Here is a 23,418-nt window from a genome sequence, read left to right as displayed (position 1 = left end):
CCCGCGGCGCCCGCGGTCAGGCCGCCTCACCCGGATAGCGCACTCCGGTGCGCTCCCGTATCGCGTCGAGGGTGCGCATCACCGCGAGGGTGCCCTCCAGCGGGACCAGCGACGACTCGGTCGCCCCGGCGCGCAGGCAGCGCATCACCTCGGCGGCCTCGTGCCGGTACGAGGAGCGGTGGCCGTCCGCCGGGTCGGGGGCGTACTCCTGCGGGTCGTGGCCGTCGCGGTACAGCACGAAGCGGTCGGGGTGGAAGAAGCCGTGCGGTACCTCGATCCGGCCGCGGGTGCCGGCCACGGTGGCGGTCACGGGCGTGGCGGCGTCCAGTGCGCAGTGCACCACGGCCTGGGCACCGCTCTCCCAGGAGAGCACTGCTCCGGTCTGGAGATCGATGCCCTCCTCGGAGAGCACCGCACTCGCCACCAGCTCCGCCGGCTCACCCAGCAGCAACTGCGCGAACGACACCGGATAGACGCCCAGGTCGAGCAGCGCGCCGCCGCCCAGAGCGGGATCCCGCAACCGGTGCGAGGGCGCGAAGTCGCCGGTGATGCCGAAGTCGGCGTGCACCGCACGGACCTCGCCGATCGCGCCGTCGTCGACGAGGGCCTTGATCCGGCGCACCATCGGATGGCAGTACGTCCACATCGCCTCCATCAGGAAGGTGCCGCGCTCCCGGGCCAGCGAGACCAGCTCGGTCGCCTCCCGCACGTTCATCGTGAACGGCTTCTCGCACAGCACCGCGCGCCCCGCCTCCAGGCAGAGCCCCGCCGCGGCCCGGTGCGCCGTGTGCGGGGTGGCCACGTAGACCACGTCCACCTCGGCGTCCTTCGCGAGCGAGGCCCAGTCGCCGTACGCCCGCGGAACGCCGAACCGCTCGGCGAACGCCCGGGCCGCCGCCTCGCTCCTTGAGCCCACCGCGACCAGCTCCGCGTCCTCCATCGCCACCAGGTCCCTCGCGAACGACGCCGCGATACCGCCGGTCGCCAGCACACCCCACCGCACAGGTTCCACAGCCCTTGCCCCTCCCGACCTCACCGGCGCCGGGGTCGGCTCGCCCCGGCCGCCAGGAGCCTACGTCCGCCCCCTCGGGGCCCCGCCGCCAGCCCCCTCGGGCGCCCTCCGCCCCCGCCGTCCAGCGCCCTCCACCCACGCAGTCCAGCGCCCTCCACCCCGCCGTCCAGCGCCCTCCACCCCCGCCGTCCAGCGCCCTCCACCCACGCAGTCCAGCCCCCTCCACCACCGCAGTCCAGTCCCCTCCACCCACCCCTCAATGGCCCTGTGAGAGCCGTCCCGGCGCGAAGACCCCGTTCTCAACCCGCATGCTCGGACTGAGAACATGAGGATCCGATCGACCGAATTCCGCCGAAGGGGAGGACACATGTCCGAGCGTGGCCGCACCACGCGGGACGAGGAGGGGCCGCAAGGCCACATACCCACCGCACCGGACGCGCCCCCGCACCCGGCGCCCGCCCGCCCGGCGGGCACCCACGGCGTCCCGGCACCGGCCGCCCTGCGCCGCACCGGCCTGCTGCTCACCCTGATCCTCGGCGGCCTGACCGCCGTGCCCGCCCTGTCCATGGACATGTACCTCCCCTCGCTGCCGGAGGTCACGGACTCCCTGCACGCGCCCGCCGCCACCGTGCAGCTCACGCTCACCACCTGCCTCGCGGGAATGGCCCTGGGCCAACTGGTGGTGGGACCGATGAGCGACCGGTGGGGCCGCAGACGGCCGCTGCTGGTCGGCCTGCTCGTCTACGTCGCCGCCACCGCGGCCTGCGCCTTCGCACCCGACGTCGAACTGCTCGTCGCCTTCCGGCTCGCGCAGGGCCTGGCAGGCGCGGCCGGCATCGTCATCGCCAGGGCCGTGGTCCGCGACCTGTACGACGGCGTGGAGATGGCGCGGTTCTTCTCCACCCTGATGCTGATCTCCGGGGTCGCTCCGGTCGCCGCACCGCTCATCGGTGGCCAGGTGCTGCGACTGACCGACTGGCGGGGCGTCTTCTACATCCTCACCGTGGTCGGGACCCTGCTCACGGCCGTCGTGTGGGCCAGGCTCCCCGACACCCTGGACACCTCCCGGCGCCACGGCGGCGGAGTCGGGGAGGCGCTGCGCACCATGCGCGGACTCCTCGCCGACCGGGCCTTCAGCGGCTACATGCTCGCCGGCGGCTTCGCCTTCGCCGCGCTCTTCGCCTACATCAGCGCCTCGCCGTTCGTCGTTCAGGAGATCTACGGCGCCTCGCCGCAGACGTACTCGCTGCTGTTCGGCCTCAACTCCGTCGGCCTGGTGGCGGTCGGCCAGCTCAACGGCAAGGTGCTCATCGGCCGGGTCAGCCTGGACAAGGTGCTGGCCGTCGGGCTCGGCCTGGTCACCCTCGCCGCCACCGCGCTGCTGCTGATGACCACGGGCCTCTTCGGCCGGGTGGGGCTCGCGCCCGTCGCCGCCGCGCTGTTCGTGCTGATGTCCGCGATGGGCCTGGCCATGCCGAACACCAACGCCCTCGCCCTGATGCGCACCCCGGGCAGCGCCGGCTCCGCCTCGGCGCTGCTCGGCACCTCGCAGTTCCTGATCGGCGCGGTGGCCTCGCCGCTGGTCGGGGTGGCCGGCGAGCACACCGCCGTCCCGATGGCCGTCGTCCAGGTGACCGCCGCCCTGGTCGCCGTCGGCTGCTTCCTGGGACTGGGCCGTCCCTGGCGGCACCCCGCGGCGGCGGCCCGGTCCGCCCCGCCGCGCAGCGCCCGCCCCGTGCGCCGCTCGCCGTGGTTCCGGCCGCTGGGCACCCCCGCCGTCAAGGAACCGTGCCCGGCCCGGGAGACCCCGTCCGCAGCCGCCGCCCCCGGGGAGGTGGAGCGCTGAGCACCCCGAGGCTGCGCATCGGCACACCCGAACGCGCGGGACTCGACCCCTGGGCGCTGCGCCGCATGGTGGACGAGGTGCGGGACCTCACCACCGGCGTCCGCCCGTGGGCCGCGGGCGCCGTGGTCCTGGCCGGCCGCGGGCCGGTGATCGCCGTCGAGGAGGCGTGCGGTTGGGCGGTGCGCCACGCGGCGTACGACCCGCGGGCCGACGCGGGCGTCGAGCTGCCCGCCGGGCAGTGGGAGCCGATGCGCACCGACACGCCGTTCGACCTGGCGTCGCTGACCAAGCTGTTCACCGCGGTCGCCGCGGTCCAGCAACTGGAGCGCGGCACGCTCGCCATCGACGCGCGCATCGGGGGGTACCTGCCGGAGTTCCGGGCCGCCGCCGAGCACGGCACCACCGTGCGGCAACTGCTGCGGCACACCTCGGGGCTGCCGCCGGAACTGCCGCTGTACGACCTGCCGGACAACGCGTCCCGGCTCGCCGCGCTGCGCGCCCAGGGCCCGGTGGGCGAGCCGGGCCGGTACCGCTACTCCGACCTCAACCTGCTGCTCTTGCAGCACCTCCTGGAGCGGATCACCGGCCGCCCGCTGGACGTGCTGGTACGGGACGGCATCACCCGGCCGCTGGGCATGGCGGCCACCGGCTTCGGGCCCCGCCCGGGGGCCGCGGCGACCGAGGACCAGCGAAGGCCGTGGGCCAAGGCGGACCGGGGGATGCTGCGGGGAGAGGTGCACGACGAGAACGCCTGGGCGCTGGGCGGCGTCGCGGGGCACGCCGGGCTGTTCTCCACCGCGCGCGACCTCGCCGTGTTCTGCCGTGCGCTGCTGGCCGGCGGCTCCTACGGGACGGCGCGGATCCTGCGGCCGGACTTCGCCGAGCTGCTGCTGACGCCGCCCGGGCTCGGGTTCGTCGTCGACCAGCCGTGGTTCATGGGCGAGCTCGCGGGGCGCGGGGCGGCGGGCCACACCGGGTTCACCGGGACGTCCCTGGTCCTGGACCGCGCCACCGACACCTATGTAATCCTCCTGGCCAACACCGTCCACCCGCGGCGGCGTCCGCCGGACAGCGCCCCGCGCGCCGCGGTCGCGACCTGGCTCGCGCGCGCGGTGGCCGCAGGCTGACCGGCACGGGGCCACGAACGCCCCGCGGGCGGCCGCCCGCCCGCGGGACGCCCCCGCGGGCCCGCGCCGCAGGCCCGTACCGGCTGCGCAACGCATCGGCGCCCGCCCGTAGAATGCGGCGGATGAACGCGTATCCGGTCGCCGAAGGGCTGCGGGCCGCGCTGGACGGCGCACTCGACGGTCTCGCCCCGCGCAGCGCGGCGGGAGCGGTGGCACGGCTGATCACGCAGTACCGCGGCACCACCCCCACCGGCGCCCCGGTGCTCCGGGACCGCGCGGACGCCGTCGCCTACGCCGCCTACCGCATGCCCGCCACGTTCGAGGCGGCCCGTGCCGCACTCGGCGCGCTCGCGGCGGTGCTGCCGCCCGACTGGGCGCCGGCGAGCCATCTGGACCTGGGCGGCGGCACCGGTGCCGCCGTCTGGGCGGTCAGCGACACCTGGGCCGGCGAGCGGCCCGTGACCGTGCTCGACTGGGCCGAGCCCGCCCTTGCCCTGGGCCGCGAGCTCGCCGCCTCCCATCCGCAGCTCGCGTCGGCCGAGTGGCGGCGCGCCCGCGTCGACGCGCCGGGCCCGCACAGCGCCGGCCTCGTCACGCTCTCGTACGTCCTCGGGGAACTGACCGAGCAGGACCGGGCCGCCGCGGTGGACGCCGCGGCCGCGGCCGGGCAGGCCGTGGTGGTGGTGGAGCCCGGCACCCCGGACGGCTACGCGCGCGTGCTCGCCGCCCGCGAGCGGCTGACCGGGGCCGGCCTGCGCGTCGCCGCCCCCTGCCCGCACGGCGGAGCGTGCCCCATCGTGCCCGGCGCGGACTGGTGCCACTTCTCGGCGCGGGTCAGCAGGTCCGCCCTGCACCGGCAGGTGAAGGGGGGCTCGCTGCCCTACGAGGACGAGAAGTTCAGCTTCGTCGCGGCCGTGCGGGCCCCGCTGCCGGTCTCGGCGCCGCCGGCCCGGGTGCTGCGCAGGCCGGGGATCCGCAAGGGCCATGTGCTGCTCGACCTGTGCGCGGCGGACGGCACGCTGACCCGGGCCACCGTCACCAAGCGGCACGGCTTCGCGTACCGCGCCGCCCGTGACGCCGCCTGGGGTGACGCGTGGCCGCCCGCCGACCCCGCATAGCGGTGTCCGGCGGCCCCGCGGGTCAGCTCCCGCGCAGTTCGAGCGTGCAGCACTTCACGCTGCCTCCGCCCTTCAGCAGCTCGCTCAGGTCCACCCCCACCGGCTCGTAGCCGCGCTCCCGCAGCGCCCCGGCGAGCCCCACCGCGGCCGCCGGCAGCAGCACGTGCAGGCCGTCGGAGACGGCGTTCAGGCCCAGGGCCGCCGCGTCCGCCTCCGTCGCCAGCACCGCGCCGGGGAACAGCCGGGCGAGCACCGCGCGGCTGCCCGGCGAGAAGGCCCCCGGGTAGTACATGACCTCGTCGGCCGCGTCGTCGAGCACGGCGAGCGCCGTGTCCAGGTGGTAGTAGCGCGGGTCGACGAGGTCGAGGCCGATCACCGGGCGCCCGAAGAACTCCTGGGCTTCGCCGTGCGAGAGCGGACTGGCCCTGAAGCCGCGTCCGGCCAGGACGTACGAGGCGGTGACGGCGAAGTCGCCCTCGCCCTCGTTGATGTGCTCGGGCTCGCGGACCTCCCGGTAGCCGTGCGCCCGGAACCACGCCAGGTGCGCCGCGGCCTCCAGACCGCGCTGCTGGAAGGCGAAGCGGGCGCCGAGCACCCGGCCGTCGACGACGGTCGCGCCGTTCGCCGCGAAGACCATGTCGGGCAGGCCCGGGATCGGATCCAGCAGCTCCACGGTGTGGCCGAGGGCGCGGTAGCGGTCGCGCAGGTCTTCCCACTGGGCCAGCGCCAGGGGGACGTCGACCGGTTTCGACGGGTCCATCCAGGGGTTGATGGAGTAGGTGACCTTGAAGTGTGCCGGTGGGCACATCAGATAACGCCGGGGTGTGGCGTGGCGTGGCGGTCGGCTCAACGAGAGCTCCTCACTACCGCAGGAACGGATGAGGACCATGGTGAGGCGCGGAGGGCCGTTGCGCAGGTGAGAGAACAGAACCGGTGAAAGGGATGTCCCTGATCGCCTCTTCCGCCCTGGTGAGGAGGTATGTTCGAAGAAAGACGCCTTTCACGGACACCGCGTGGCGAGGGTCTTGCGCATCGTCGTCGGCGCCCCGGTCAGTGGGGACACCTCCATGGGATCTCCTGCGAACCCGCGCGCGAACGGCAGGGCCGACGGGCGGCCGCACTGCGTGTGGGAGTCGGCTCCCCGCCCTGGTCGTCTCGCCGTCAGGCACTCTCACCGGGCTGAACGCCGCCGCGGCCCGCCTCCTGCCGGCCGCCGCCCCGGGTGCCAGGCTCGACGCCGTCGCGCCCGCCTGGCTCGCCGCGGCCCATCGGCGCCTCGCGGATCCGCGGGACGGCCCCGGCGCGGGCCCGCCCCGCGGGGCGGTGGCCGGGCGCAGCTTCGAGGCCCGGCCCGCCCGCACCGGTGACGGGCGCATCCTGTGGTGGCTGTCCGACGACACCGCCCGCCGGCGCGCCGTGGAGGCGCTGGAGCGCGCCGAAGCGGAACTGGAGCGCTCCGAGACGGCGCTGGAGCGCGCCCGGGCCGACCTGGGCGACCAGCGTGAGCGCACCGCGTTCCTCGCCAGGACGTCCGAGGCCCTGGCGACGGTCCTGAACGCCGAACGGTGCACGGAGCTCATCGCCCGGCTGGCCGCGGACCACCTGGCCGACGGGGCCGTGGTGATCGCCGCCACCGGCGGCCGTGACCACCGGGTGGCCCATGCCGCAGGCCGGGACGCCGGGCACGGCAGGGCCGACGGCGACCCGCGCCAGGTACCCGGCCTGAGCGAGGCCCTGTCCGGTTTCCCGCCGGGCCCCAGCCGCCGCGTCGACTCCGCGGCCCTGCCCTGCTGGGCCGTACCCCCCGGCTTCGCGGGGCCCGCCGGTGAGGCCCTGATCACCCCGCTGCCCGGCCACGGCCTCTGCTCGGGAGCCCTGATCCTGCTGCGCAGCGCGGACCGGGCGCCCCTCACCGAGGACGACGAGGTGCTCGTGCGGCTGTTCGCGGCCCGTGCCGGTGCGGCGCTCGCGGCAGCGCGGGCCTATGCGGAGCAGGCCGCCGTCTCGGCCACCCTGATGCGCGAGATGCTGCCGCCGCGGCTGCGCCCGGTGCGGGGAGTGGACTTCGCGGGCGGCTACCGCGCCGGGCGCCGCACCGAACGCGTCGGGGGCGACTTCTACGACGTGCACCCCGGCAACGCGGCGGGCGGCGAGACGCTCGCCGTGCTCGGCGACGTCTGCGGCAAGGGCCTGGAGGCCGCCGTCCTCACCGGCAAGATCCGTACCACCCTCCAGGCGCTGCTGCCGATGGCCGGTGACCACGCGCGCGTGCTCCGACTGCTGAACGGCGTCCTGCTCGACGGCCCGGACACCTCCTTCGCCACGCTCGTGCTGGCCTCCGTGGTCCGCCGCGGGCGCCGTGCGCACCTGCGGCTGACCAGCGCCGGCCATCCGCCGCCGCTGGTCGTGCGGGCGGACGGCACGGTGCAGGAGACCCGCACCCGGGGCACCCTGGTCGGGGTGCTCGACGAGATCGAGACCGAGTCCGCCGAGGTCGAGCTCGCGCCCGGCGAGACCTGCCTGCTCTTCAGCGACGGCATCACCGAGGCCAGGGGCGGTCCGCTGGGCGGCGCCATGTTCGGCGTCGAGCGGCTGGCGGCCGCGCTGCGCGCCTGCGCAGGAATGCCCGCGGAGGCCGTCGTCGAACACGTCCAGATGCTGGCCGCCCAGTGGGTCGGCGAGCACCCGCACGACGACATGGCCGTCGTCGCCGTCACCTCGCCCCCGCTCGCCTCCGGCGCCTGCGCGCCGCAGCGGCCACAGGACGGGGGCGTGCCGTGAGCACGCCGGGCGGCGGCCGTGCAGCGGGGCCCGCGGCGGCCCGCGCGGTGCTGTGGGACGCCCTGCGGCGCGGCGACGAGCAGGCCGCGCGCGGCATCGCCCTGGCCGCGCTGGAGGACGGCATGCCCGCGGAGGACGTCCTGCTGGACCTGGTGGCGGCGGTCCAGCGCACGGTCGGTGCCGAATGGGCCGCCAACCGCATGACCGTCGCCCAGGAGCACGCCGCCACCGCGATCAACGACCACGTCGTCAGCGCGGTTGCGGCGCACCCGGCGGCCGCCGGCACCGCGGGACGCGGCCGGATCGCCGTGGCCTGCATCGACGGCGAGTGGCACGCGCTGCCGGCCAGGCTGCTTGCCGAGGTCCTGCGGCTGCGCGGCTGGCACGTCGACTACCTGGGCAGCCAGGTCCCCGTCCCCCACCTCGTCGAGCATCTGCACCACACCGGCCCCGACGCCGTCGCCCTCTCCTCCTCGCTGCCGGTCCGGCTGCCCACCGCGCACCTCACCGTCACCGCCTGCCAGGCCGCCGGTGTCCCGGTGCTGGCCGGCGGCGCCGCCTTCGGTGCCGACGGCCGCTTCGCCCGGCTGCTCGGCGCCGACGCCTGGGCGCCCGACGCCCGCACGGCCGCGGACCTGCTGGCCCAGGGGCCGCCCAGGCCGCGCCCGCCCGGCGCGCACCCGCCCGTCGACGACCTGCCCGCCGCGGCCCGCCGCGAGTACGTCCGGCTCGTCCCTGACAGCCCCCGCCTGGTGCGGGAGGCCCTCGACGGCCTCCAGGAGCGCTTCCCGGCCGTCAGGGACCACGGTGACCGGCGGCTCCAGCAGACCGCGGAGGACCTCGCGCGCACCGTCGAGTTCCTGGCCGCCGCCGTCTACACCGACGACGGAGCCGTGTTCACCGGCTTCGCCGAGTGGCTGGCGGACGTCCTCGCCGCGCGCGGCGCACCGGCCGGCTTCGTGCCCGCCGCCCTGGACCTGCTCGGGGCGCGGCTCACGGGACTGCCCCGGGCCGCGGCCCTGCTCCGCGCCGCCCGCGGGGCGCTCGGCGCCCGCCGCACCGCCCCTGGCCGGCCGGCGTGACCGAGCCGGCCCGCCGCGCAGGCCCGGGGCGGCCGGGGCCGGCGCGGCGCCGGTACGGGGGCACCGGGGCCCCATGGAGACGGACCGTCTCGACTCGCCGCTGTTACATTCGCCGTATGTCCCCCGTGTCCCGGAAACAACCGCCCACCCGCAGGTCCGCCCCCGTCCCCGACACCGCGCGCCGCAGCGAGCGGTCCCGGCGTGCCATCTACGCCGCCGCGCTCTCGCTCGTCGCCGAGGTCGGCTACCCCAGGACCACCGTCGAGGGCATCGCCGCCCGTGCCGGAGTCGGCAAGCAGACCATCTACCGGTGGTGGTCGTCGAAGGCCGAGGTGCTTCTGGAGGCGTTCCTCGACCTCGGCGAGCAGGCCGCCGAGGAGGCGGGGGAGAGGCCCTTCGTGTTCCCGGACACCGGGGACCTCGCGGCCGACCTCAGATTCGTCCTCAGGGCCACCGTCGACGAACTCCTCGACCCCCGCTTCGAGCCGCCCGCGCGCGCCCTGGCCGCCGAGGGCGTCGTCAACGAACGGCTCGGCCGGACCTTCGTCGCCAAACTGCTCGAACCCCAGCTCCAGCTCTACGTGGCACGGCTGCGGGCCGCCCGTGAGACCGGTGACGTACGCGCCGACCTGGACCCGCGCATCGCCCTGGAGCTGTTCGTCGCACCCCTCGCCCAGCGCTGGCTGCAGCGCACGGGACCGCTCAGCCACGACTACGCCGACACCCTGGTCGACTACGCACTGTACGGCCTGGTCCCCCGCTGAGCCGTCCCGCACCCGCCGCACCGCACCCCGGATGCGGGCTCGGGCCACACGGGGCGCAGGATGATGGGACGATGAAGGGAACCTGCCGGCGTTTCCGTGCACACCCGGGCAGCGGGCGACGGCCGGCACGAGGGTGAGCGAGGGGATACATGGGCGCTGAGTTCGGCCGGTGGGCCGGAGGGCAGGGCAGGATTTCCCAGTGGCTGCGGCGCCGCCCCAAGGAGACCGGGGACGACGGCGGACGCGCGGCCCTGCTGCTCGCCGCCGCCGGGGCGGGACTGCCGCTCGCGCCCGCCGCCCACCCCCACGGCTACCGGTGCTCGTGCGACCGCGTCGGCTGCCCCACGCCCGCCCGCCACCCGGTCTCGTTCGCCTGGCAGACCCAGTCCACGACCGACCGCGCGCAGGTCGAGCGGTGGATCGAGAGCCAGCCGGAGGCCAACTTCATCACCGCGACCGGCCGGGTCCACGATGTGCTCGACGTACCGGTCCAGGCCGGGCGCCAGGCCCTGGACCGGCTGCTCGCCTCCGGCATCGAGGTCGGCCCCGTCGCGGAGTCGGGCGACGGGCGGATGCTGTTCTTCACCCTGACCCGCGGCACGCCCGAGGACGAGGACGAGTGGTGGCCGTGCGAGCTCGACTGCCACCCGGAGACCATGGACGAGCACCCCGGCCTGCGGTGGCACTGCCGGGGGTCGTACGTCCTCCTGCCGCCGGCCCGGCTGCCCGACGGCCACCGCGTCTGCTGGGTGCGCGGCCCCGAGCACCCGCTGCCCGACCCGCTGTCCCTGCTGGAGGTGCTGACCGACGCGGCGGCGCGCTTCTCCGGCGACCCGCTGTCCGTGAGCTGGCCGCTGCGGGGCTGAGCCGCGCGGCCGGTGGGCGGCGCCCGACGAGGGCGCCGGGCCCGTCACTCGCCCTTGGCCCCCGTCAGCCCCTGGATCCGGCTCAGGATCCGCACCCGGGCGTTCCGCGCGGTCCTCGGCGGGTCGAGCACCACCTGGTTGGAGATCCGCTCCAGGGTGATGGACTGCTTGACGTCGCCGGTGGTGAGCGCCTTCACATCGGGGCTGACGTTCAGGTTGACGCCCTTGGCCGCGGTCGTCTTCTCGAAGTGGCGGCTGGTGAAGAAGACCAGCGCGCCGCCGTCCTCGGTGCGCAGGCCCACGGGCGCGTAGGCGCCGTCCGTCACGGGCTCGTCGATGTACTGGGTGGACAGGCCGGGGCGGGTGGCGTTCTTCTCGCGCTGCTCGCGCCACCCGGAGGTCTGCGCACCGGGCGCGAACTTCTCCCCGCCCTTGTCCAGGTACGTCGTGTAGGCGCTGCTGAGCTGTTCCGGCGCCACGGCGAGGCCCGGCTCGCCGCCTCGCACGGGCTCGGCGAGGCCGTCCTCGCCCACGGCGAACCGGGGCAGGTCCGCGGGGGAGAGGACGGTCAGGTACGACGCCTGCCACGGCTGGTGGGAGCCGCCGCGGGTGAACACCAGCAGCCAACTGTTGTCCAGCCGGGGGTCGTCGTCCCGGTCGCGGTCGGTGTCCGCCTCCACGACGAAGAACTTCGGCCACCCCGCCATCTTGGGAATGGTGTAGTGCGGGTTCGTCAGTTCGAGGTCGGTGTGGTCCGGGTTGCCCCGCGGGTTGTTGGCGTGCTTGGCCTTCAGCCCGGACTGGTTGATGGCGCTCAGGGCGCCGGTGACGCGGTTCGCGTCCAGCGCCGGGTCGTACGCCTTGTCGGCCTTGTTGTAGGCGGTGACGAACGCCTTCAGGGCGCCGCCCGCGTCAGTTCTGGTCGCGGACGGGATGACCTCCCGCTCCCCGTGCACCGTCACGCACCCGGCCGTCGCCCACAGCGCCGTCACCAGTGCCGCCGTCATCGCCGGTCGCCCCACCAGCCGGAACCCGCGCCTGCCCGGCGCCCGCAGAGTGTGCATCGGAACCCTTCACCTCGCCCTTCCCGGGCCCGAACCCTACCGGCAGGAGGAACAGCGCGAGCGTCGGGACCAGGTACACCAGCCAGACCCAGGCCTGGAGCACCGTGGGATCCGGCTGGAAGTTGAACACGCCCTTGAGGAGCGTGCCGTACCAACTGTCCGGCGGGATGGTGCCGCTGATGTCGAAGGCCAGGTGGTTCAGGCCGCCGAGGAGGTCCGCCTCCTGAAGGTCGTGGAAGCCGTAGGCGAGCACACCGGCCGCCACGACCACCAGCATGCCCCCGGTCCAGGTGAAGAACTTCGCCAGGTTGATACGGATCGCACCCCGGTAGAAGAGCCAGCCGAGCAGCACCGCGGTCAGCAGTCCGAGCACCACTCCGATGAGCGGTCCGTGCGTGCCGTCGCTGGACGCGCGCACCGACGCCCACACGAACAGCGCGGTCTCCAGGCCCTCCCGGCCGACCGCGAGGAAGGCCGTGACGACCAGGGCCCCGGTGCCCATCCGCAGCGCGCTGTCCAGCTTCCCGTGCAGTTCGGCGCGCAGGTGCCGGGCGGTGCGGCGCATCCAGAAGACCATCCAGGTCACCAGGCCGACCGCGATGACCGACAGCGAGCCGCCCAGGCCCTCCTGCGCCTCGAACGTCAGCTCCTGCGAGCCGAACGTCAGCGCGCAGCCGAAGGCCAGCGCCAGCACGATGGCCACCGCCACACCCGTCCAGACGGGCCGCAGGGCGTCCCGCCGCCCGGTCTTCACCAGATAGGCGATGAGGATGCAGACGACGAGGCTCGCCTCCAGGCCCTCGCGCAGCCCGATCAGATAGTTGCCGAACACGGCCCGTCCTCTCAGTCGTCGCTCTTGCCGAACAGCGTGCTGCCCCACCAGTCCCGGCCGTCCCGCACACCCGGGGGGATCGCGAAGACGGCGGAGCCGACGTGCTGGATGTACTCGTTCAGCGCGTCCTGGCGCGCCAGGTGCCGCTGCACCGGTATGAAGCCCTTGCGCACGTCCCGCTGGTAGGCGAGGAAGAACAGGCCCGCCTCCAGGCGGCCCAGGCCGTCGGTGCCGTCCGTGAAGGAGTAGCCGCGGCGCAGGATGGTCGCGCCCTGGTTGGAGTCCGGGTGCGCGAGCCGTACGTGCGCGGTGGGCTTCATGGCCTTCAGGAACGGCTCGTCGTGCTCCTTGGCCTTGCCGACCGGCGCCCCCTCGCCCTTGTCCCGGCCGAAGACGTCCTCCTGCTCCTGCAACGAGGTGCGGTCCCAGGTCTCGATGTTCATCCGGATCCGGCGCGCCACCAGGTAGGAGCCGCCGGTCATCCAGTGCGGACCGTCCTGCGCGCCGACCCAGACGTGGGTGTCCAGGCGCTTGGTGTCGGTGCCCGCGATGTTGCGGGTGCCGTCCTTGAAGCCCATCAGATTGCGCGGTGTCTGCGCGTCGGGCGTGGTCGAGGAGGTCTTGCCGAAGCCGAGCTGGGACCAGCGGATCGCCACCGTGCCGAAGCCGATCCTGGCCAGGTTGCGGATCGCGTGCACCGCCACCTGCGGGTCGTCCGCGCAGGCCTGGATGCACAGGTCGCCGCCGCTGCGTGCCGGGTCCAGGTTGTCGCCGGGGAACTTCGGCAGGTCGACCAGCGCGTCGGGACGCCGGTCGGCCAGGCCGAACTTCGTGAAGAGGGACGGGCCGAAGCCCAGGGTCAGGGTGAGCCGGGACGGCGGGAGGCCGAGGGCCTCGCCGGTGTCGTCCGGCGGTGCCTCCGGCAGCTCGCCGAAGGCACCGTGGCCCACCGTGTGCCCGCCGGTCATCCGGGCCGCCGCGGCCGTCCAGTCCTTGAGCAGTCGGACGAACTCGGCGCGGTCGGTGGTCTTCACGTCGAACGCCGCGAAGTGCAGCCGGTCCTGGACGGCGGTGGCGATGCCGGCCTGGTGCGGACCGTGGAACGGCACGGCGGCGGCGTCCGCCGCGCCGGGCCCCCCGCCGCCCGACTCCACCGCGGCCGTGGCACCGCCCGCCGCCGCGGCGCCCAGCGCGAGGCCGGCACCGCCCCAGCCGAGCAGGGCGCGCCGCGAGGGGGTCCGCGGGCGGCCACCGTCGGCGCCGCTCGTGGCGGACCCGCCCGCCGCGGACCCGCCCGCCGCGGACCCGCCCGCCGCGGGGCCGTCCGACGCAATCCCCTGGTCCCGCGGGCCCGCCGCGGTGTCCCCCCGCTCGGGCCCTGCCGCCCCGGGGGTCTCCTGGGCGCCCTGCTGCCCGGCGCCTGCTGCGACCTCTTCCGCCATGGCTCCTGCCTGATCGACTCGGTGAACTGCTCGGTGTGCGGACCGAACGAGGGCGCCGGGGCACGCCGTGGCCCGCGGCGCCGCCCGGCTACCGGGCGACCACCGCGGCGGCGAGCTTGGACAGCGGCTCCGCCAGCGCGTTGACCGCGTCCGACAGCTCCTTGCGGTCCGCCTTGTCCACCTTGTCGTACGACGTGAACGTGTACGAACCCGGGGCACCCTTGGAAAACGTGTCGAGCAGCCTGTTCAGGGCCGTGAACTGCTTGTCGAGCTCCTTGGTCAGCGCCGCGTCGTGCCGTGCGGCCACCGGCTTCAGTAGCTCGTACGCCTTCTGCGCGCCCTCCACGTTGGCCTTGAAGTCGACCAGGTCCGTGTGCGAGTAGCGGTCCTCCTCGCCGGTGACCTTGCCGGTGGCGACCTCGTCGAGGAGTTCCTTGGCGCCGTTGGCCATCGAGCTCGGGGTGATCACGGCCTTGCCGACCCGGGCCTGCCAGTCGGTCAGGTTCTTCACGAGCTGACCGGCGAGCTGCTTCTCCGCCGGGCCGATCCTCCCGTCCTGCCAGAGGGCCTTCTCCAGGCGGTGCCAGCCGGTCCACTTCTGCCCGGCCTCCAGGCCGTCCGCGCGGGTGTCGACCTCGGGGTCGATGTCGCCGAACGACTCGGCGACCGGCTCGGTGCGCTCCCAGCCGATCCGCGACGGCGCGTACGCCTTCTTCGCGGCTTCCAGGTCGCCCTTCTCGACGGCGTCCGCGAAGACCTTCACCTTCGGCAGGGTCTGGTCGGCCTGCTCCTGCACGTAGGTCCGGTACGCGGCCACCGCCCGGTCCGCCCCGGGGTCCCGGGCGGTGCTCCCGCCCCCGCCCGTCACGGTGAGCTTCTGCCGTACGCCGTGCCCCTTCATGCCCGGCCGGCAGGCGATCTCGTACGAGCCGGCCTTGATCTCCGCGGTCAGGGTGTAGTGGGTGCCGGGGCCTATGTTCTCCTTCTCGGAGACGATCCGGTCGTCCGGGAAGAGGATCTCCACCTCGGTCGCCTGGGAGCCCTTGTTCTCGATCGAGAGCGTGACCTGCCCGGCCGGCGTCCGCTCGGCCGACGTGTCGCAACGGGTGTCCGCCGCGGTGACCTTGATGGCGTCGCCGCTGTCGGCACCGCTCTTCTGCGTGCACCCGGTGACGCAGGCCAGTGCCGTGGCGGCGGTGGCGGCGGTGACTGCGGAGAGTCTGGCGGCTCGCATACGGGGCTCCAGTGCGGGTCAGGTGGGCGGCCACCGGGGGACCGCTCGGCGATGGACGGAATCCGGACGGATAGTGAGGCACGCCTAAGTTATCTGAGGCTTACCTCAGTAACACCCGTATGTGCAGTGATTCGTCTCTCATGGGAACCCGTGCATACGCCGTGGACACAAAGTGGTAACAGGTTTGCCAAGGCGCGGTCATGTCGAGGTCAAGGGATCGTTATCCGGTCAAGAATCCCGGCGCTCGACCACCGCCCGGAGAGACGCGTTCCACCGATCGGCGGGGAGCGGCTGCCGCCCCGGCCGTACGGGTGTTTCAATTCCCCGGTGAGCGAACCCGATCGGCCGCGCGCCGAACGCGGCGCGGGCGCCCGCGCCGCGTTCGGCGGACTCGACGGCCTCGGTGGACCCGGCGCCCTCGGCACCCTTGACGTCCTTCGGGTGTTCTGCGGGCCCGACGGCCGCGGTGGCGAGGGCCTCGGGGTCGTCAGGGACGGCTCGGCCGTGCCCGGCACCGCCGGCCGTCAGGCGCTCGCGGCCCGACTCGGCCGCAACTGCACCGTCTTCGTCGACGACCCCGAACGCGGCGCGATCGACCTCTACACGCCCACGCTCCGCGCGGCGTTCGCCGGGCACTGCTGCGTCGGTGCCGCCTGGCTGCTCGACCTGCCCGAACTCATCACCCCCGCGGGCGTGGTGGGCGCCCGCTGCGACGGCGAGTTCACCTGGATCGAGGCCCACCCGGAGTGGGCCGCGCCGACGCCCGCCGTGCCCCCGGGGCACCGGCAGGGCACCCTGCGGCGGTACGCGTCGGCCGCGGAGGTCGACGCGCTGCCAGCCCCGCCGCCGGCCGCCTCGGCCCCCGCGGCCGGGCGCGGGGAGTACGCCTGGGCCTGGGAGGACGAACGGGCGGGCCGCGTCAGGGCACGTGCCCTCCCCGGCCGCGCCGACGGCCCGGCCGACGACGGGGCGACCGGGGCGACCGGGGCGACGGGGCCGACCGGTGCCGGGGCCCTGCTGCTCACCGCGGAACTCGGCCGTGCCCTCAACATCCGCCAGGGCCGCGGATCCCAGATCCTCACGGCGCCCGGCCCCGGCGGACAGATCGAGCTGGGCGGGCGAGTGATCCTTGAGCGCCCCTTGAGCGCGCCCCCTCACACCCCCTGACCTGGCACTCTCCGGGCCCTGCGGGGCATGGCGCGTTTGCGATGCCGCCTCTGGTTGTCATGGCTTGATGTCATGCAAGGTGTGCGCAGCGGCAGCGGCCGGACGACCGGCCGGCGTCTGCGGGTGCGCGGACCCGTGCCGTCACCGGACGTCGTCGGCATGCACACCGGGGGGATGAGGGCATGGCCAGGAGCGCTGGTGTCCGCGTCCTCGTCGCGATGGCGAGCGTGCTGCTGCTCCTGGTGGCCGGCTGCGTCACCGCCGCGGCCACGGCACAGGCCGCCACCGCCACCACCACCCAGGGGCCGGCGAACGGCGCGGGCGGCGGGAGCGGCGGCGGCACCAGCCGCTCCGGCGGCGAGGGCGAGCTGGTCAAGGACGAGGTCGTCCGCACCGGCGGCCAGGCACGCCGCCGCGACGGCACCGGCACCCTCCACGCCCCCGGGCACGGCCACCGGGTGCGCGGCACCGCGCAGCACCCGGGTGCCCGGCACCCCCGGCCCGAGGGCGGCGGCACGCCGTCCCGGAGCGCACCCGCGGCCCAGCGCCTCACCCTGCTCCAGGTCTTCCGCCACTGACGGCCCGGCGGCCCGGCGTCCCCGCTGACGGCCGTGCCCGCCCCCGGGTCGGCGTGCCCGCCGCCCGGACCGGTCCGACGACGCACCGGTCCGCCGTGCGCGCGTGCCCGCCCGCCTTCCGCGACACCCCTTCCCAGACGAGGCGCCCGCCGTGCGGCGGAGCGCGCTGGAGGCACACCACATTGCAGTCACTGACCGAGCACGCACACATACGCAGGCGGCGCCGCTCCCGCGGCCCCGCCGGCCCCGGGACACCCGTCCGCCCCGACTCCGCCGCGCCCGCCGCGGCGGCCTGCCCCATCGGTACCGTGCCCGCCCTCCGGCCGGGCACCGACTCGCTCGGGTCGCCGTGAGGACCCGGGTGCACGCCGCCCACTGGCGGCAGGACTTCGCAGCGTCCTGGGTCGTCTTCCTGGTGGCCCTGCCGCTGTGCGTCGGCATCGCCGTCGCCTCCGGGGTGCCCGCGGAACTCGGCCTGATCACCGGCATCGTCGGCGGCCTGGTCACCGGGTTGCTGCCGGGCAGCAGCCTCCAGGTGTCGGGGCCCGCGGCGGGACTGACCGTCCTGGTCTTCGAGGCAACCCGCGACCACGGCCTGTCGGTGCTCGGCGCGGTGGTGCTGGCCACCGGCCTGTTCCAGCTCCTGCTCGGCGCCCTGGGCTGGGGGCGCTGGTTCCGGGCGATCTCGGTGTCGGTGGTCGAGGGCATGCTCACCGGGATCGGGCTCGTCCTGATCGCGGGACAGCTCTACTCGATGGCCGGGGCCAAGGCCCCCGACTCAGGACCCGACAAGATCATCGGCCTGCCGGGGATGCTCGCCGACGCGGTGGTCTCCACCTCCGCGCGGGCCTCGCTGCTGCTCGGCGCGGCCACCATCGCGGTGCTGGTGCTCTGGCAGCGGCTGCCGGCCCGGGTGCGTGCGGTGCCCGGTCCGCTCGCCGCCGTGGCGATGGCCACCCTCGTCTCGCTGGCCCTCGGCCTGCCCGTGGCCGAGGTGCGGGTGGACGGTCTGCTCGCGGCCGTGCAGCCACCCGCACTCGCCGATCTCGGCCGGCTCGTCGAGCCGGGCGTGATCGGCACCGTGCTGGCCTTCACCCTGATCGCCTCGGCGGAGAGCCTGTTCAGCGCGGCCGCCGTGGACCGGATGCACCACGGGCCGCGGACCCACTACAACCGCGAACTGATGGCCCAGGGGGCCGGCAACACGGTCTGCGGGCTGCTCGGCGCCCTGCCGATGACCGCGGTGATCGTGCGCAGCTCCGCAAATGTGCGGGCGGGCGCGCGCACCAAGCTCTCGCGGGTGCTGCACGGCGTCTGGCTGCTGCTGTTCGCGGCGCTGCTGCCGTCCGCGCTCACGCTGATCCCGCTTCCTGCACTGGCTGCGGTGCTGGTCCACGCCGGGTTCAAACTGATTCCGGCGCGGCAGGTGCTGGGGCTGTGGCGGGAGCGCCGTGGCGAGGTGCTGATCCTCGCGGTCACGGCGGTGTCCATCGTGATGGTGAGCATGTTCGAGGGCGTGCTCATCGGGCTGGGCCTGGCCGTCGCCAAGGCGGCCTGGGAGGCGTCGCAGGTCCGTCTGGAGGTCACCGACAAGGGTGCCGGGCCTGTCCAGGTGCGGCTGCTGGGCAACGCGACGTTCCTCCGGCTGCCGAAGCTCCTGGAGAGCCTTGAGGCGCTGCCGCAGGACCGGCCCGTCGAGCTGGACCTGTCGGGCCTGCACCACCTGGACCACGCCTGCCGGACCGCGCTGCAGGCGTGGGCGCAGCGGCACAGCGCCACCGGTACCGATCCGGTGAGGATCACCTAGCCCGGGGCGGGGCGCCCGCCGGACCTGCTCCCGCGGGCGCCCCGCAGAACCGTGGGCGGTGCTGCGCGCAGGCGTGGGCGGTGCTGCGCGCAGGAGCGCGGCGCTCCGGGCGGGCCGCGCCGCTCAGGGCAGTGTCAGGACCTCCGCACCGCTCGCCGTGACGACGAGCGTGTGCTCGAACTGGGCCGTGCGCTCGCGGTCCTTGGTGACGACCGTCCAGCCGTCGTCCCACGTCTCGTACTCGTAGGTGCCCAGCGTGAGCATCGGCTCGATGGTGAACGTCATGCCCGGCTGCATCACGGTGGTCGCCCCGGGATGGTCGTAGTGCGGGATGATCAGCCCGGAGTGGAACGAGGTGTTGATGCCGTGCCCGGTGAAGTCCCGCACCACTCCGTATCCGAAGCGCTTGGCGTACGACTCGATGACGCGGCCGATCACATTGATCTGCCGGCCCGGCTTCACCGCCCTGATCGCACGGTCCAGGGCCTCGCGGGTGCGCTCCACCAGCAGCGCCGAACGCTCGTCGACGGCACCGACGAGGTAGGTGGCGTTGGTGTCGCCGTGCACCCCGCCGACGTACGCCGTGACGTCGAGGTTGACGATGTCGCCGTCCTCCAGCACCGTCGAGTCCGGAATGCCGTGGCAGATGACCTCGTTGACGGAGGTGCACAGGGACTTCGGGAAGCCGCGGTAGCCGAGTGTGGACGGGTAGGCGCCGTGGTCGCACATATACGTGTGGGCGATCCGGTCCAGCTCGTCGGTGGTGACGCCGGGAGCGATCGCCGCCGCCGCCTCGGCCATGGCACGCGCGGCGATCCGGCCCGCCGTGCGCATGCGCTCGATCGTCTCGCCGTCCTGGACCTCGGGCCCGGTGTACGGCGTGGGCGCGGGCTTGCCCACGTACTCGGGACGCCGGATGTTTCCCGGTACGGAACGGGTGGGAGAGAGCTCCCCTGGTACGAGCAGTGACTGGCCAGACATATCAGCGAGTGTATCCAGCGGTTCCGGGGCACCATGGCAGCCGGATGTGACACCGCGTCGAGGACCGGCGATGAGGAGCCCGTGATGGCATTCAAGAAGCGGACGGTCGGGAAACCGGGCGAGTGGTACTACTGCCTCAAGCACCACAAGGCCGAGGAGGGCCCCGAGTGCCCCGCCAAGAACCGCCTGGGTCCCTACGCGACCCGTGCGGAGGCGGAACACGCCCTGGAGACGGTCTCCGAGCGCAATCGTGAGTGGGACACCGACCCGCGGTGGGGGGACGAGGACCCGCAGGACTCCCCGGGGGCGCCGGGCGGCGGATCGCACGGCGGGTGACGGGCCGGTGATCGGCGGCGCAGGTCCTGGCCGGAGCGCGGCGCCCGCGCCGCCGCCGGGGCGCCGCGGGCGCGGGGCGGGCCCGGTGGGCCGGCACGTTCCCGCCCCGGTGTCACCACGCTCCCGGCGGCGGGGCGGTCAGATGGTCGGCGACGTGCGAGAGGTGGGCGCGTAGGCGGCGCAGGCCGCGCGGCGTGGGCAGGGCGTTCTCGCCGGCCGCCGCGCTGACCAGGTGCTGCACGGTCTCCAGGTCGAGCCCGGCGTCCCGCGGCACCGCCAGTGCCTCGTGGGCCAGCGCCTGGAGCTCGGCGCGGCCCGGGTGCCCGTCCGCCGCGTCCGGGTCCGTGTCGCCCGTGAGGGCCAGCAGCGTCGTGCCGGCCCTGCGGGCGTCGTGCAGGCGCTCGAGCAGCCCGGCGGCCGGCTCCTGCGGTGCCACCACCAATAGGGTCTCGCCGCGCCGTGCAGCCTCGATACGGCCGAGGCCCACGGCCAGATGGGCCGGGGCACCCGGCCCGACCCGGTGCCGGACGAGCGTCGGGGACAGCTCGGGCGTGCCCGACCACGCGGCCTCGTCCAGCAGGTGCGCGGCCAGGTGCCACGGCTCGTACTCCTCGGTGCCCACCAGCAGCAGCCCGCCGCCGCGCGGCACGACCGAGCCGCGCAGCGCGCCAGCGAACCGGCGGGTGGCGCCGAGCCACTCGGACCCGGCCAGCATCTCGCGCAGCAGCGCGACCCGTACGGCATCCATGGGCCCGTATGCTGCCGCGGCCGACCGGGGCCCGGCGGACGTTTCCCCTGCGCGTCGCCCGAAGGTGGGCCCCCTCGCACCCGGGGCCGAATCGCCCGGGACGGGCTGCCCAGGGCCCCCGGTGCCGGGCGTGCGATCAGCGCATAGGCTCTGGCCATGACTTCTCCTGACGCCTCCGCACCCGCATCCGGCACCCCTGCGGCCAAGCCCCCCGCCAAGGACCCCTGGGACCTTCCCGATGTGTCCGGCCTGGTGGTCGGGGTTCTCGGCGGCACGGGAGACCAGGGACGCGGGCTCGCCTACCGGCTGGCCAGGGCCGGCCAGCACGTGCTCATCGGATCGCGGTCCGCCGACCGCGCCAGGGCCGCCGCCGACGAACTGGGCTCCGGTGTGCAGGGCGCGGAGAACGCCGAGTGCGCGCGGCGCAGCGACGTCGTCATCGTGGCGGTCCCCTGGGACGGCCACGCGGCGACCCTCGAAGCGCTCCGCGAGGACCTGGCGGGCAAGCTGGTGGTGGACTGCGTCAACCCGCTCGGCTTCGACAAGAAGGGCGCCTACGCGATTGTGCCCGAGGAGGGCAGCGCCGCCGAGCAGGCCGCCGCCCTGCTGCCGGAGTCCCGCGTCACGGCCGCCTTCCACCACCTCTCCGCGGTGCTGCTCCAGGACCCGTCCGTCGAACGGATCGACACCGATGTGATGGTGCTCGGCGAGTCGCGCGCCGACACCGACCTCGTACAGGCGCTCGCCGCCCGGATCCCCGGTATGCGGGGGGTCTTCGCCGGGCGGCTGCGCAACGCCCACCAGGTCGAGTCCCTGGTCGCCAACCTGATCTCCGTCAACCGCCGGTACAAGGCCCATGCGGGGCTGCGGCTGACCGACGTGTAGGCGCGGGCACGCCGACCGGGGACCGGGCGGGCGTCCGCCGCGGGCATGGGGGACACTGGTCCACGGGCTGCGCCTCTGGCCGCGCCCCGCAGAACGCCCCGCCAGCTCGCCGTACCGGACAGGAGCCGCCCCCCATGCCCCGCCTCGCCCGCTACGCCCTCGCCCTCTGCGTCCTCGCCGTCGCCGCGGCCGTGGTCTGCTTCGTCCGGGGCAGTTGGCTCGGTGTCGTCTGGGTGCTGCTGGCCGGGGTCACGTCCAATATGACCTGGTACTACGCGCGCCGTGCGAAGGCCGATCGCGGGAGCGCGCGGGCGGCCTGAGCCCGCCCCGCGGGCTCGGCGGCCGGGCGCGGGACGCCCGAGCGGATCAGCCGAGGAGGGCGCGCCGCCCGGAGAGCGCCAGCCGGACCAGCGGCCACTGGACGGCGTAGATCCGTCCGCTGGCCTCCCCGCCCAGCCCGTACCAGAGGGCGTCCGCGCGTGCGGCCGGTACCCCGGTGGCCCGCAGGACGTCCGCCCAGAGGGGACTGCGCGACGGTCTCAGCAGATCGGCCACCGTGCACACCAGCTCCTGGTCCGGGTCCTCGTTGGACCCGAGCATGCCGTCCGCGGCGATCTCCCGGAGGTGCTGCGCCAGCACGGGGTAGGACAGGATCCACTGGATGATCGTCTCGGTGTCTTCGTCCTGCGTCACGATGGATGCTCCCCACATACGGCAAGGCGGCCGGTTCCCCCCCGCCGCCTTCCTACCCTGCCAGGGGGCGGGTCGCGACACGGAACACCGTTGGGGGCGGCGGAAAGGCGGTCGGCGGCCGGCCGGTTTGGTTGCGCGCGGCGGGGCACGGGTTCGGGCACTGGGAGGTGCAGGAGTGGTTCAGTTCGCCGTGCACTTCCGCACGGCGCTCCATCGTCGCGGCAGCCATGTGTACCTCTTTCCCGGTCGGCCGTGTACGCCCCTGCTCCCCGCTGCGCGTCGGGGCGTCCTTCGTTCGCCCTGCTCACTGCTCACTGCTCACTGCTCACTGCTCACTGCTGTCGTCCTGCTTACCGCTGCCGCCGCCCCGCGCGGGACCGCCGGACGGGGGACGTCGCGGACCGTGACGGGGGCAGGAGCCCTTTTCGCTCATGGCGGCGCGTGTGCAGCGCGGGCACCTCTCGCAGGATCACGGCCGGTGAACGGGCCTGGTCCGCGGACGACTGCAAGCTCTCGCCGGCGTCGAGCCCCCTACGGGGGCGAGCCTCCGTCAACGTGCCCGTGGCGGCGGACCGTTCAGACGCCGAGGGCAGTGCGGGGACGCGTGGGGCGCTCTCGGCGACCATGAGCGCGACGCATTCGCGTAGCTCGCTGATCAGGGCCGGTACCTCCACGTACCTGGGCCATGGCCCGGAGGCCATGGCAACGGCCTGCTCCGCCGCGGCGGTCGGCGTTCTCGGGTCCACGTCCGCAGGTGCAGCGGGCGCTTCGGCCCCGCGGGGCCGGTCATCGGGCCGGTCACCGTGACTCCACCTGCCGCTGGTCGGAACGCGTCCTTCCGTCCGGACCCGGCCGCCGCGGTCGGCAAGTACTGGGCGGAGCGGCTCGGGAACCTGCGTGTCGGCTACCGGCTCTCGGACGTGGGGGCTGGACGCGGAGGAGCGGCGGGCCGCGTTCGCCGGGTACGTCTCGCGGTTCGGGCTCCGGGACGAGCCGGTGCGGTGACTGGTTTCCCACCTGGCGGTGGGCCCGGCGACAGAGCCGGTTCCGTGGGG

General features: G+C 74.8%; 22 protein-coding genes. 13 read left to right on the top strand and 9 right to left on the bottom strand.

The features are described 5' to 3' along the window. Positions 1-16: 16 nt before the first annotated feature. Positions 17-1,003, bottom strand: a complete 987-nt coding sequence (locus IE313_RS08060; RefSeq protein ID WP_189930295.1) for a Gfo/Idh/MocA family protein — start codon at positions 1,001-1,003, stop codon at positions 17-19. 376 nt (positions 1,004-1,379) lie between these two features. Here IE313_RS08060 and IE313_RS08055 point away from each other — a divergent pair, with 376 nt between their 5' ends. The 3 genes from IE313_RS08055 (at position 1,380) to IE313_RS08045 (ending at position 5,103) form a co-directional block, all read left to right on the top strand. Further along, positions 1,380-2,858 carry a multidrug effflux MFS transporter gene (locus IE313_RS08055; RefSeq protein WP_189930238.1) on the top strand — a complete coding sequence of 493 codons (1,479 nt, stop codon included), beginning with the start codon at positions 1,380-1,382 and terminating at the stop codon, positions 2,856-2,858. Further along, positions 2,801-3,985: a serine hydrolase domain-containing protein gene (locus IE313_RS08050; protein ID WP_189930237.1), complete on the top strand. Its 1,185-nt coding sequence runs from the start codon at positions 2,801-2,803 to the stop codon at positions 3,983-3,985. The genes IE313_RS08055 and IE313_RS08050 overlap by 58 nt, the downstream gene beginning before the upstream one ends. A 122-nt stretch (positions 3,986-4,107) precedes the next feature. After that, the gene (locus tag IE313_RS08045) at positions 4,108-5,103 is read left to right on the top strand and encodes a small ribosomal subunit Rsm22 family protein (RefSeq protein WP_189930236.1); all 996 of its coding nucleotides are present in this window, start codon (positions 4,108-4,110) and stop codon (positions 5,101-5,103) included. A 22-nt stretch (positions 5,104-5,125) separates the two neighbouring features. On the opposite strand, the gene ddaH is transcribed toward IE313_RS08045, so the two are convergent. Next, positions 5,126-5,953, bottom strand: coding sequence for a dimethylargininase (gene ddaH, locus IE313_RS08040; protein ID WP_373316940.1), 828 nt, complete (start codon positions 5,951-5,953; stop codon positions 5,126-5,128). 473 nt (positions 5,954-6,426) lie between these two features. Between ddaH and IE313_RS08035 the strand changes: the two genes are divergently transcribed. From IE313_RS08035 to IE313_RS08020, 4 genes are all read left to right on the top strand, one after another. Then, positions 6,427-7,884, top strand: coding sequence for a PP2C family protein-serine/threonine phosphatase (locus tag IE313_RS08035; protein ID WP_373316939.1), 1,458 nt, complete (start codon positions 6,427-6,429; stop codon positions 7,882-7,884). Next, positions 7,881-8,966, top strand: a complete 1,086-nt coding sequence (locus IE313_RS08030) for a cobalamin B12-binding domain-containing protein (RefSeq protein WP_229924454.1) — start codon at positions 7,881-7,883, stop codon at positions 8,964-8,966. Before IE313_RS08035 ends, IE313_RS08030 begins: the two co-directional genes overlap by 4 nt. Positions 8,967-9,082: 116 nt before the next feature. Beyond that, entirely contained in the window at positions 9,083-9,730 is a 648-nt protein-coding gene (locus IE313_RS08025; RefSeq protein WP_189930234.1) for a TetR/AcrR family transcriptional regulator, read from the top strand. A 149-nt stretch (positions 9,731-9,879) separates the two neighbouring features. Beyond that, a complete protein-coding gene (locus IE313_RS08020; RefSeq protein ID WP_189930233.1) occupies positions 9,880-10,596 on the top strand; it encodes a bifunctional DNA primase/polymerase in 717 nt (238 codons plus the stop codon). A gap of 44 nt (positions 10,597-10,640) precedes the next feature. Here the strand turns inward: IE313_RS08020 and IE313_RS08015 are convergent, their stop codons facing one another. The 4 genes from IE313_RS08015 to efeO form a co-directional block, all read right to left on the bottom strand. Continuing rightward, a complete protein-coding gene (locus tag IE313_RS08015; protein ID WP_189930293.1) occupies positions 10,641-11,603 on the bottom strand; it encodes an SCO2278 family lipoprotein in 963 nt (320 codons plus the stop codon). Continuing rightward, positions 11,509-12,492: an iron uptake transporter permease EfeU gene (gene efeU, locus IE313_RS08010; protein WP_189930232.1), complete on the bottom strand. Its 984-nt coding sequence runs from the start codon at positions 12,490-12,492 to the stop codon at positions 11,509-11,511. The genes IE313_RS08015 and efeU overlap by 95 nt, the downstream gene beginning before the upstream one ends. 11 nt (positions 12,493-12,503) lie before the next feature. Continuing rightward, positions 12,504-13,934 carry an iron uptake transporter deferrochelatase/peroxidase subunit gene (gene efeB / locus IE313_RS08005; protein WP_229924453.1) on the bottom strand — a complete coding sequence of 477 codons (1,431 nt, stop codon included), beginning with the start codon at positions 13,932-13,934 and terminating at the stop codon, positions 12,504-12,506. 88 nt (positions 13,935-14,022) lie between these two features. Continuing rightward, complete coding sequence (efeO, locus tag IE313_RS08000) at positions 14,023-15,168, bottom strand: iron uptake system protein EfeO (protein ID WP_189930231.1); 1,146 nt, start codon at positions 15,166-15,168, stop codon at positions 14,023-14,025. 441 nt (positions 15,169-15,609) lie between these two features. On the opposite strand from efeO, the gene IE313_RS07995 reads away from it, so the two are divergent. The 3 genes from IE313_RS07995 to IE313_RS07985 all read left to right on the top strand — a co-directional run bounded on the left by IE313_RS07995 (position 15,610) and on the right by IE313_RS07985 (position 18,720). Further along, positions 15,610-16,335, top strand: coding sequence for a PhzF family phenazine biosynthesis protein (locus IE313_RS07995; protein WP_189930291.1), 726 nt, complete (start codon positions 15,610-15,612; stop codon positions 16,333-16,335). Positions 16,336-16,517: 182 nt separating this feature from the next. Further along, the gene (locus IE313_RS07990; protein WP_189930230.1) at positions 16,518-16,913 is read left to right on the top strand and encodes a hypothetical protein; all 396 of its coding nucleotides are present in this window, start codon (positions 16,518-16,520) and stop codon (positions 16,911-16,913) included. Positions 16,914-17,274: 361 nt separating this feature from the next. Beyond that, positions 17,275-18,720 carry a SulP family inorganic anion transporter gene (locus tag IE313_RS07985; protein ID WP_229924452.1) on the top strand — a complete coding sequence of 482 codons (1,446 nt, stop codon included), beginning with the start codon at positions 17,275-17,277 and terminating at the stop codon, positions 18,718-18,720. 123 nt (positions 18,721-18,843) lie between these two features. Here IE313_RS07985 and map read toward each other — a convergent pair whose 3' ends face one another. Continuing rightward, positions 18,844-19,701: a type I methionyl aminopeptidase gene (gene map, locus IE313_RS07980; RefSeq protein WP_189930228.1), complete on the bottom strand. Its 858-nt coding sequence runs from the start codon at positions 19,699-19,701 to the stop codon at positions 18,844-18,846. Between the two features lie 81 nt (positions 19,702-19,782). On the opposite strand from map, the gene IE313_RS07975 reads away from it, so the two are divergent. Beyond that, entirely contained in the window at positions 19,783-20,037 is a 255-nt protein-coding gene (locus tag IE313_RS07975; RefSeq protein WP_189930227.1) for a hypothetical protein, read from the top strand. Between the two features lie 112 nt (positions 20,038-20,149). Here IE313_RS07975 and IE313_RS07970 read toward each other — a convergent pair whose 3' ends face one another. Beyond that, a complete protein-coding gene (locus tag IE313_RS07970; RefSeq protein WP_189930226.1) occupies positions 20,150-20,785 on the bottom strand; it encodes a hypothetical protein in 636 nt (211 codons plus the stop codon). A 156-nt stretch (positions 20,786-20,941) separates the two neighbouring features. On the opposite strand from IE313_RS07970, the gene npdG reads away from it, so the two are divergent. Next, the gene (npdG, locus tag IE313_RS07965; protein ID WP_189930225.1) at positions 20,942-21,670 is read left to right on the top strand and encodes an NADPH-dependent F420 reductase; all 729 of its coding nucleotides are present in this window, start codon (positions 20,942-20,944) and stop codon (positions 21,668-21,670) included. Positions 21,671-21,804: 134 nt separating this feature from the next. Continuing rightward, the gene (locus tag IE313_RS07960) at positions 21,805-21,990 is read left to right on the top strand and encodes a hypothetical protein (protein ID WP_189930224.1); all 186 of its coding nucleotides are present in this window, start codon (positions 21,805-21,807) and stop codon (positions 21,988-21,990) included. 46 nt (positions 21,991-22,036) lie between these two features. Here IE313_RS07960 and IE313_RS07955 read toward each other — a convergent pair whose 3' ends face one another. Continuing rightward, the gene (locus IE313_RS07955) at positions 22,037-22,363 is read right to left on the bottom strand and encodes a hypothetical protein (protein ID WP_189930223.1); all 327 of its coding nucleotides are present in this window, start codon (positions 22,361-22,363) and stop codon (positions 22,037-22,039) included. Between the last annotated feature and the right edge of the window lie 1,055 nt (positions 22,364-23,418).

This window comes from Streptomyces sulfonofaciens (genome assembly GCF_014656295.1).
Classification (GTDB): domain Bacteria; phylum Actinomycetota; class Actinomycetes; order Streptomycetales; family Streptomycetaceae; genus Streptomyces; species Streptomyces sulfonofaciens.
Note: the sequence above shows the minus strand (reverse complement) of the source record. Positions and strands in the feature narration are given on the sequence as shown.

Bases quoted from the DNA above. Each gene is read 5' to 3' on its own strand.
- IE313_RS08055 (WP_189930238.1), top strand. From the start codon at position 1,380: ATGTCCGAGCGTGGCCGCACCACGCGGGACGAGGAGGGGCCGCAAGGC.
- IE313_RS08045 (WP_189930236.1), top strand. From the start codon at position 4,108: ATGAACGCGTATCCGGTCGCCGAAGGGCTGCGGGCCGCGCTGGACGGC.
- IE313_RS08025 (WP_189930234.1), top strand. From the start codon at position 9,083: ATGTCCCCCGTGTCCCGGAAACAACCGCCCACCCGCAGGTCCGCCCCC.
- IE313_RS08020 (WP_189930233.1), top strand. From the start codon at position 9,880: ATGGGCGCTGAGTTCGGCCGGTGGGCCGGAGGGCAGGGCAGGATTTCC.
- IE313_RS08015 (WP_189930293.1), bottom strand. From the start codon at position 11,603: ATGACGGCGGCACTGGTGACGGCGCTGTGGGCGACGGCCGGGTGCGTG.
- efeB (WP_229924453.1), bottom strand. From the start codon at position 13,934: ATGGCGGAAGAGGTCGCAGCAGGCGCCGGGCAGCAGGGCGCCCAGGAG.
- efeO (WP_189930231.1), bottom strand. From the start codon at position 15,168: ATGCGAGCCGCCAGACTCTCCGCAGTCACCGCCGCCACCGCCGCCACG.
- IE313_RS07990 (WP_189930230.1), top strand. From the start codon at position 16,518: ATGGCCAGGAGCGCTGGTGTCCGCGTCCTCGTCGCGATGGCGAGCGTG.
- map (WP_189930228.1), bottom strand. From the start codon at position 19,701: ATGTCTGGCCAGTCACTGCTCGTACCAGGGGAGCTCTCTCCCACCCGT.
- IE313_RS07970 (WP_189930226.1), bottom strand. From the start codon at position 20,785: ATGGATGCCGTACGGGTCGCGCTGCTGCGCGAGATGCTGGCCGGGTCC.
- npdG (WP_189930225.1), top strand. From the start codon at position 20,942: ATGACTTCTCCTGACGCCTCCGCACCCGCATCCGGCACCCCTGCGGCC.
- IE313_RS07960 (WP_189930224.1), top strand. From the start codon at position 21,805: ATGCCCCGCCTCGCCCGCTACGCCCTCGCCCTCTGCGTCCTCGCCGTC.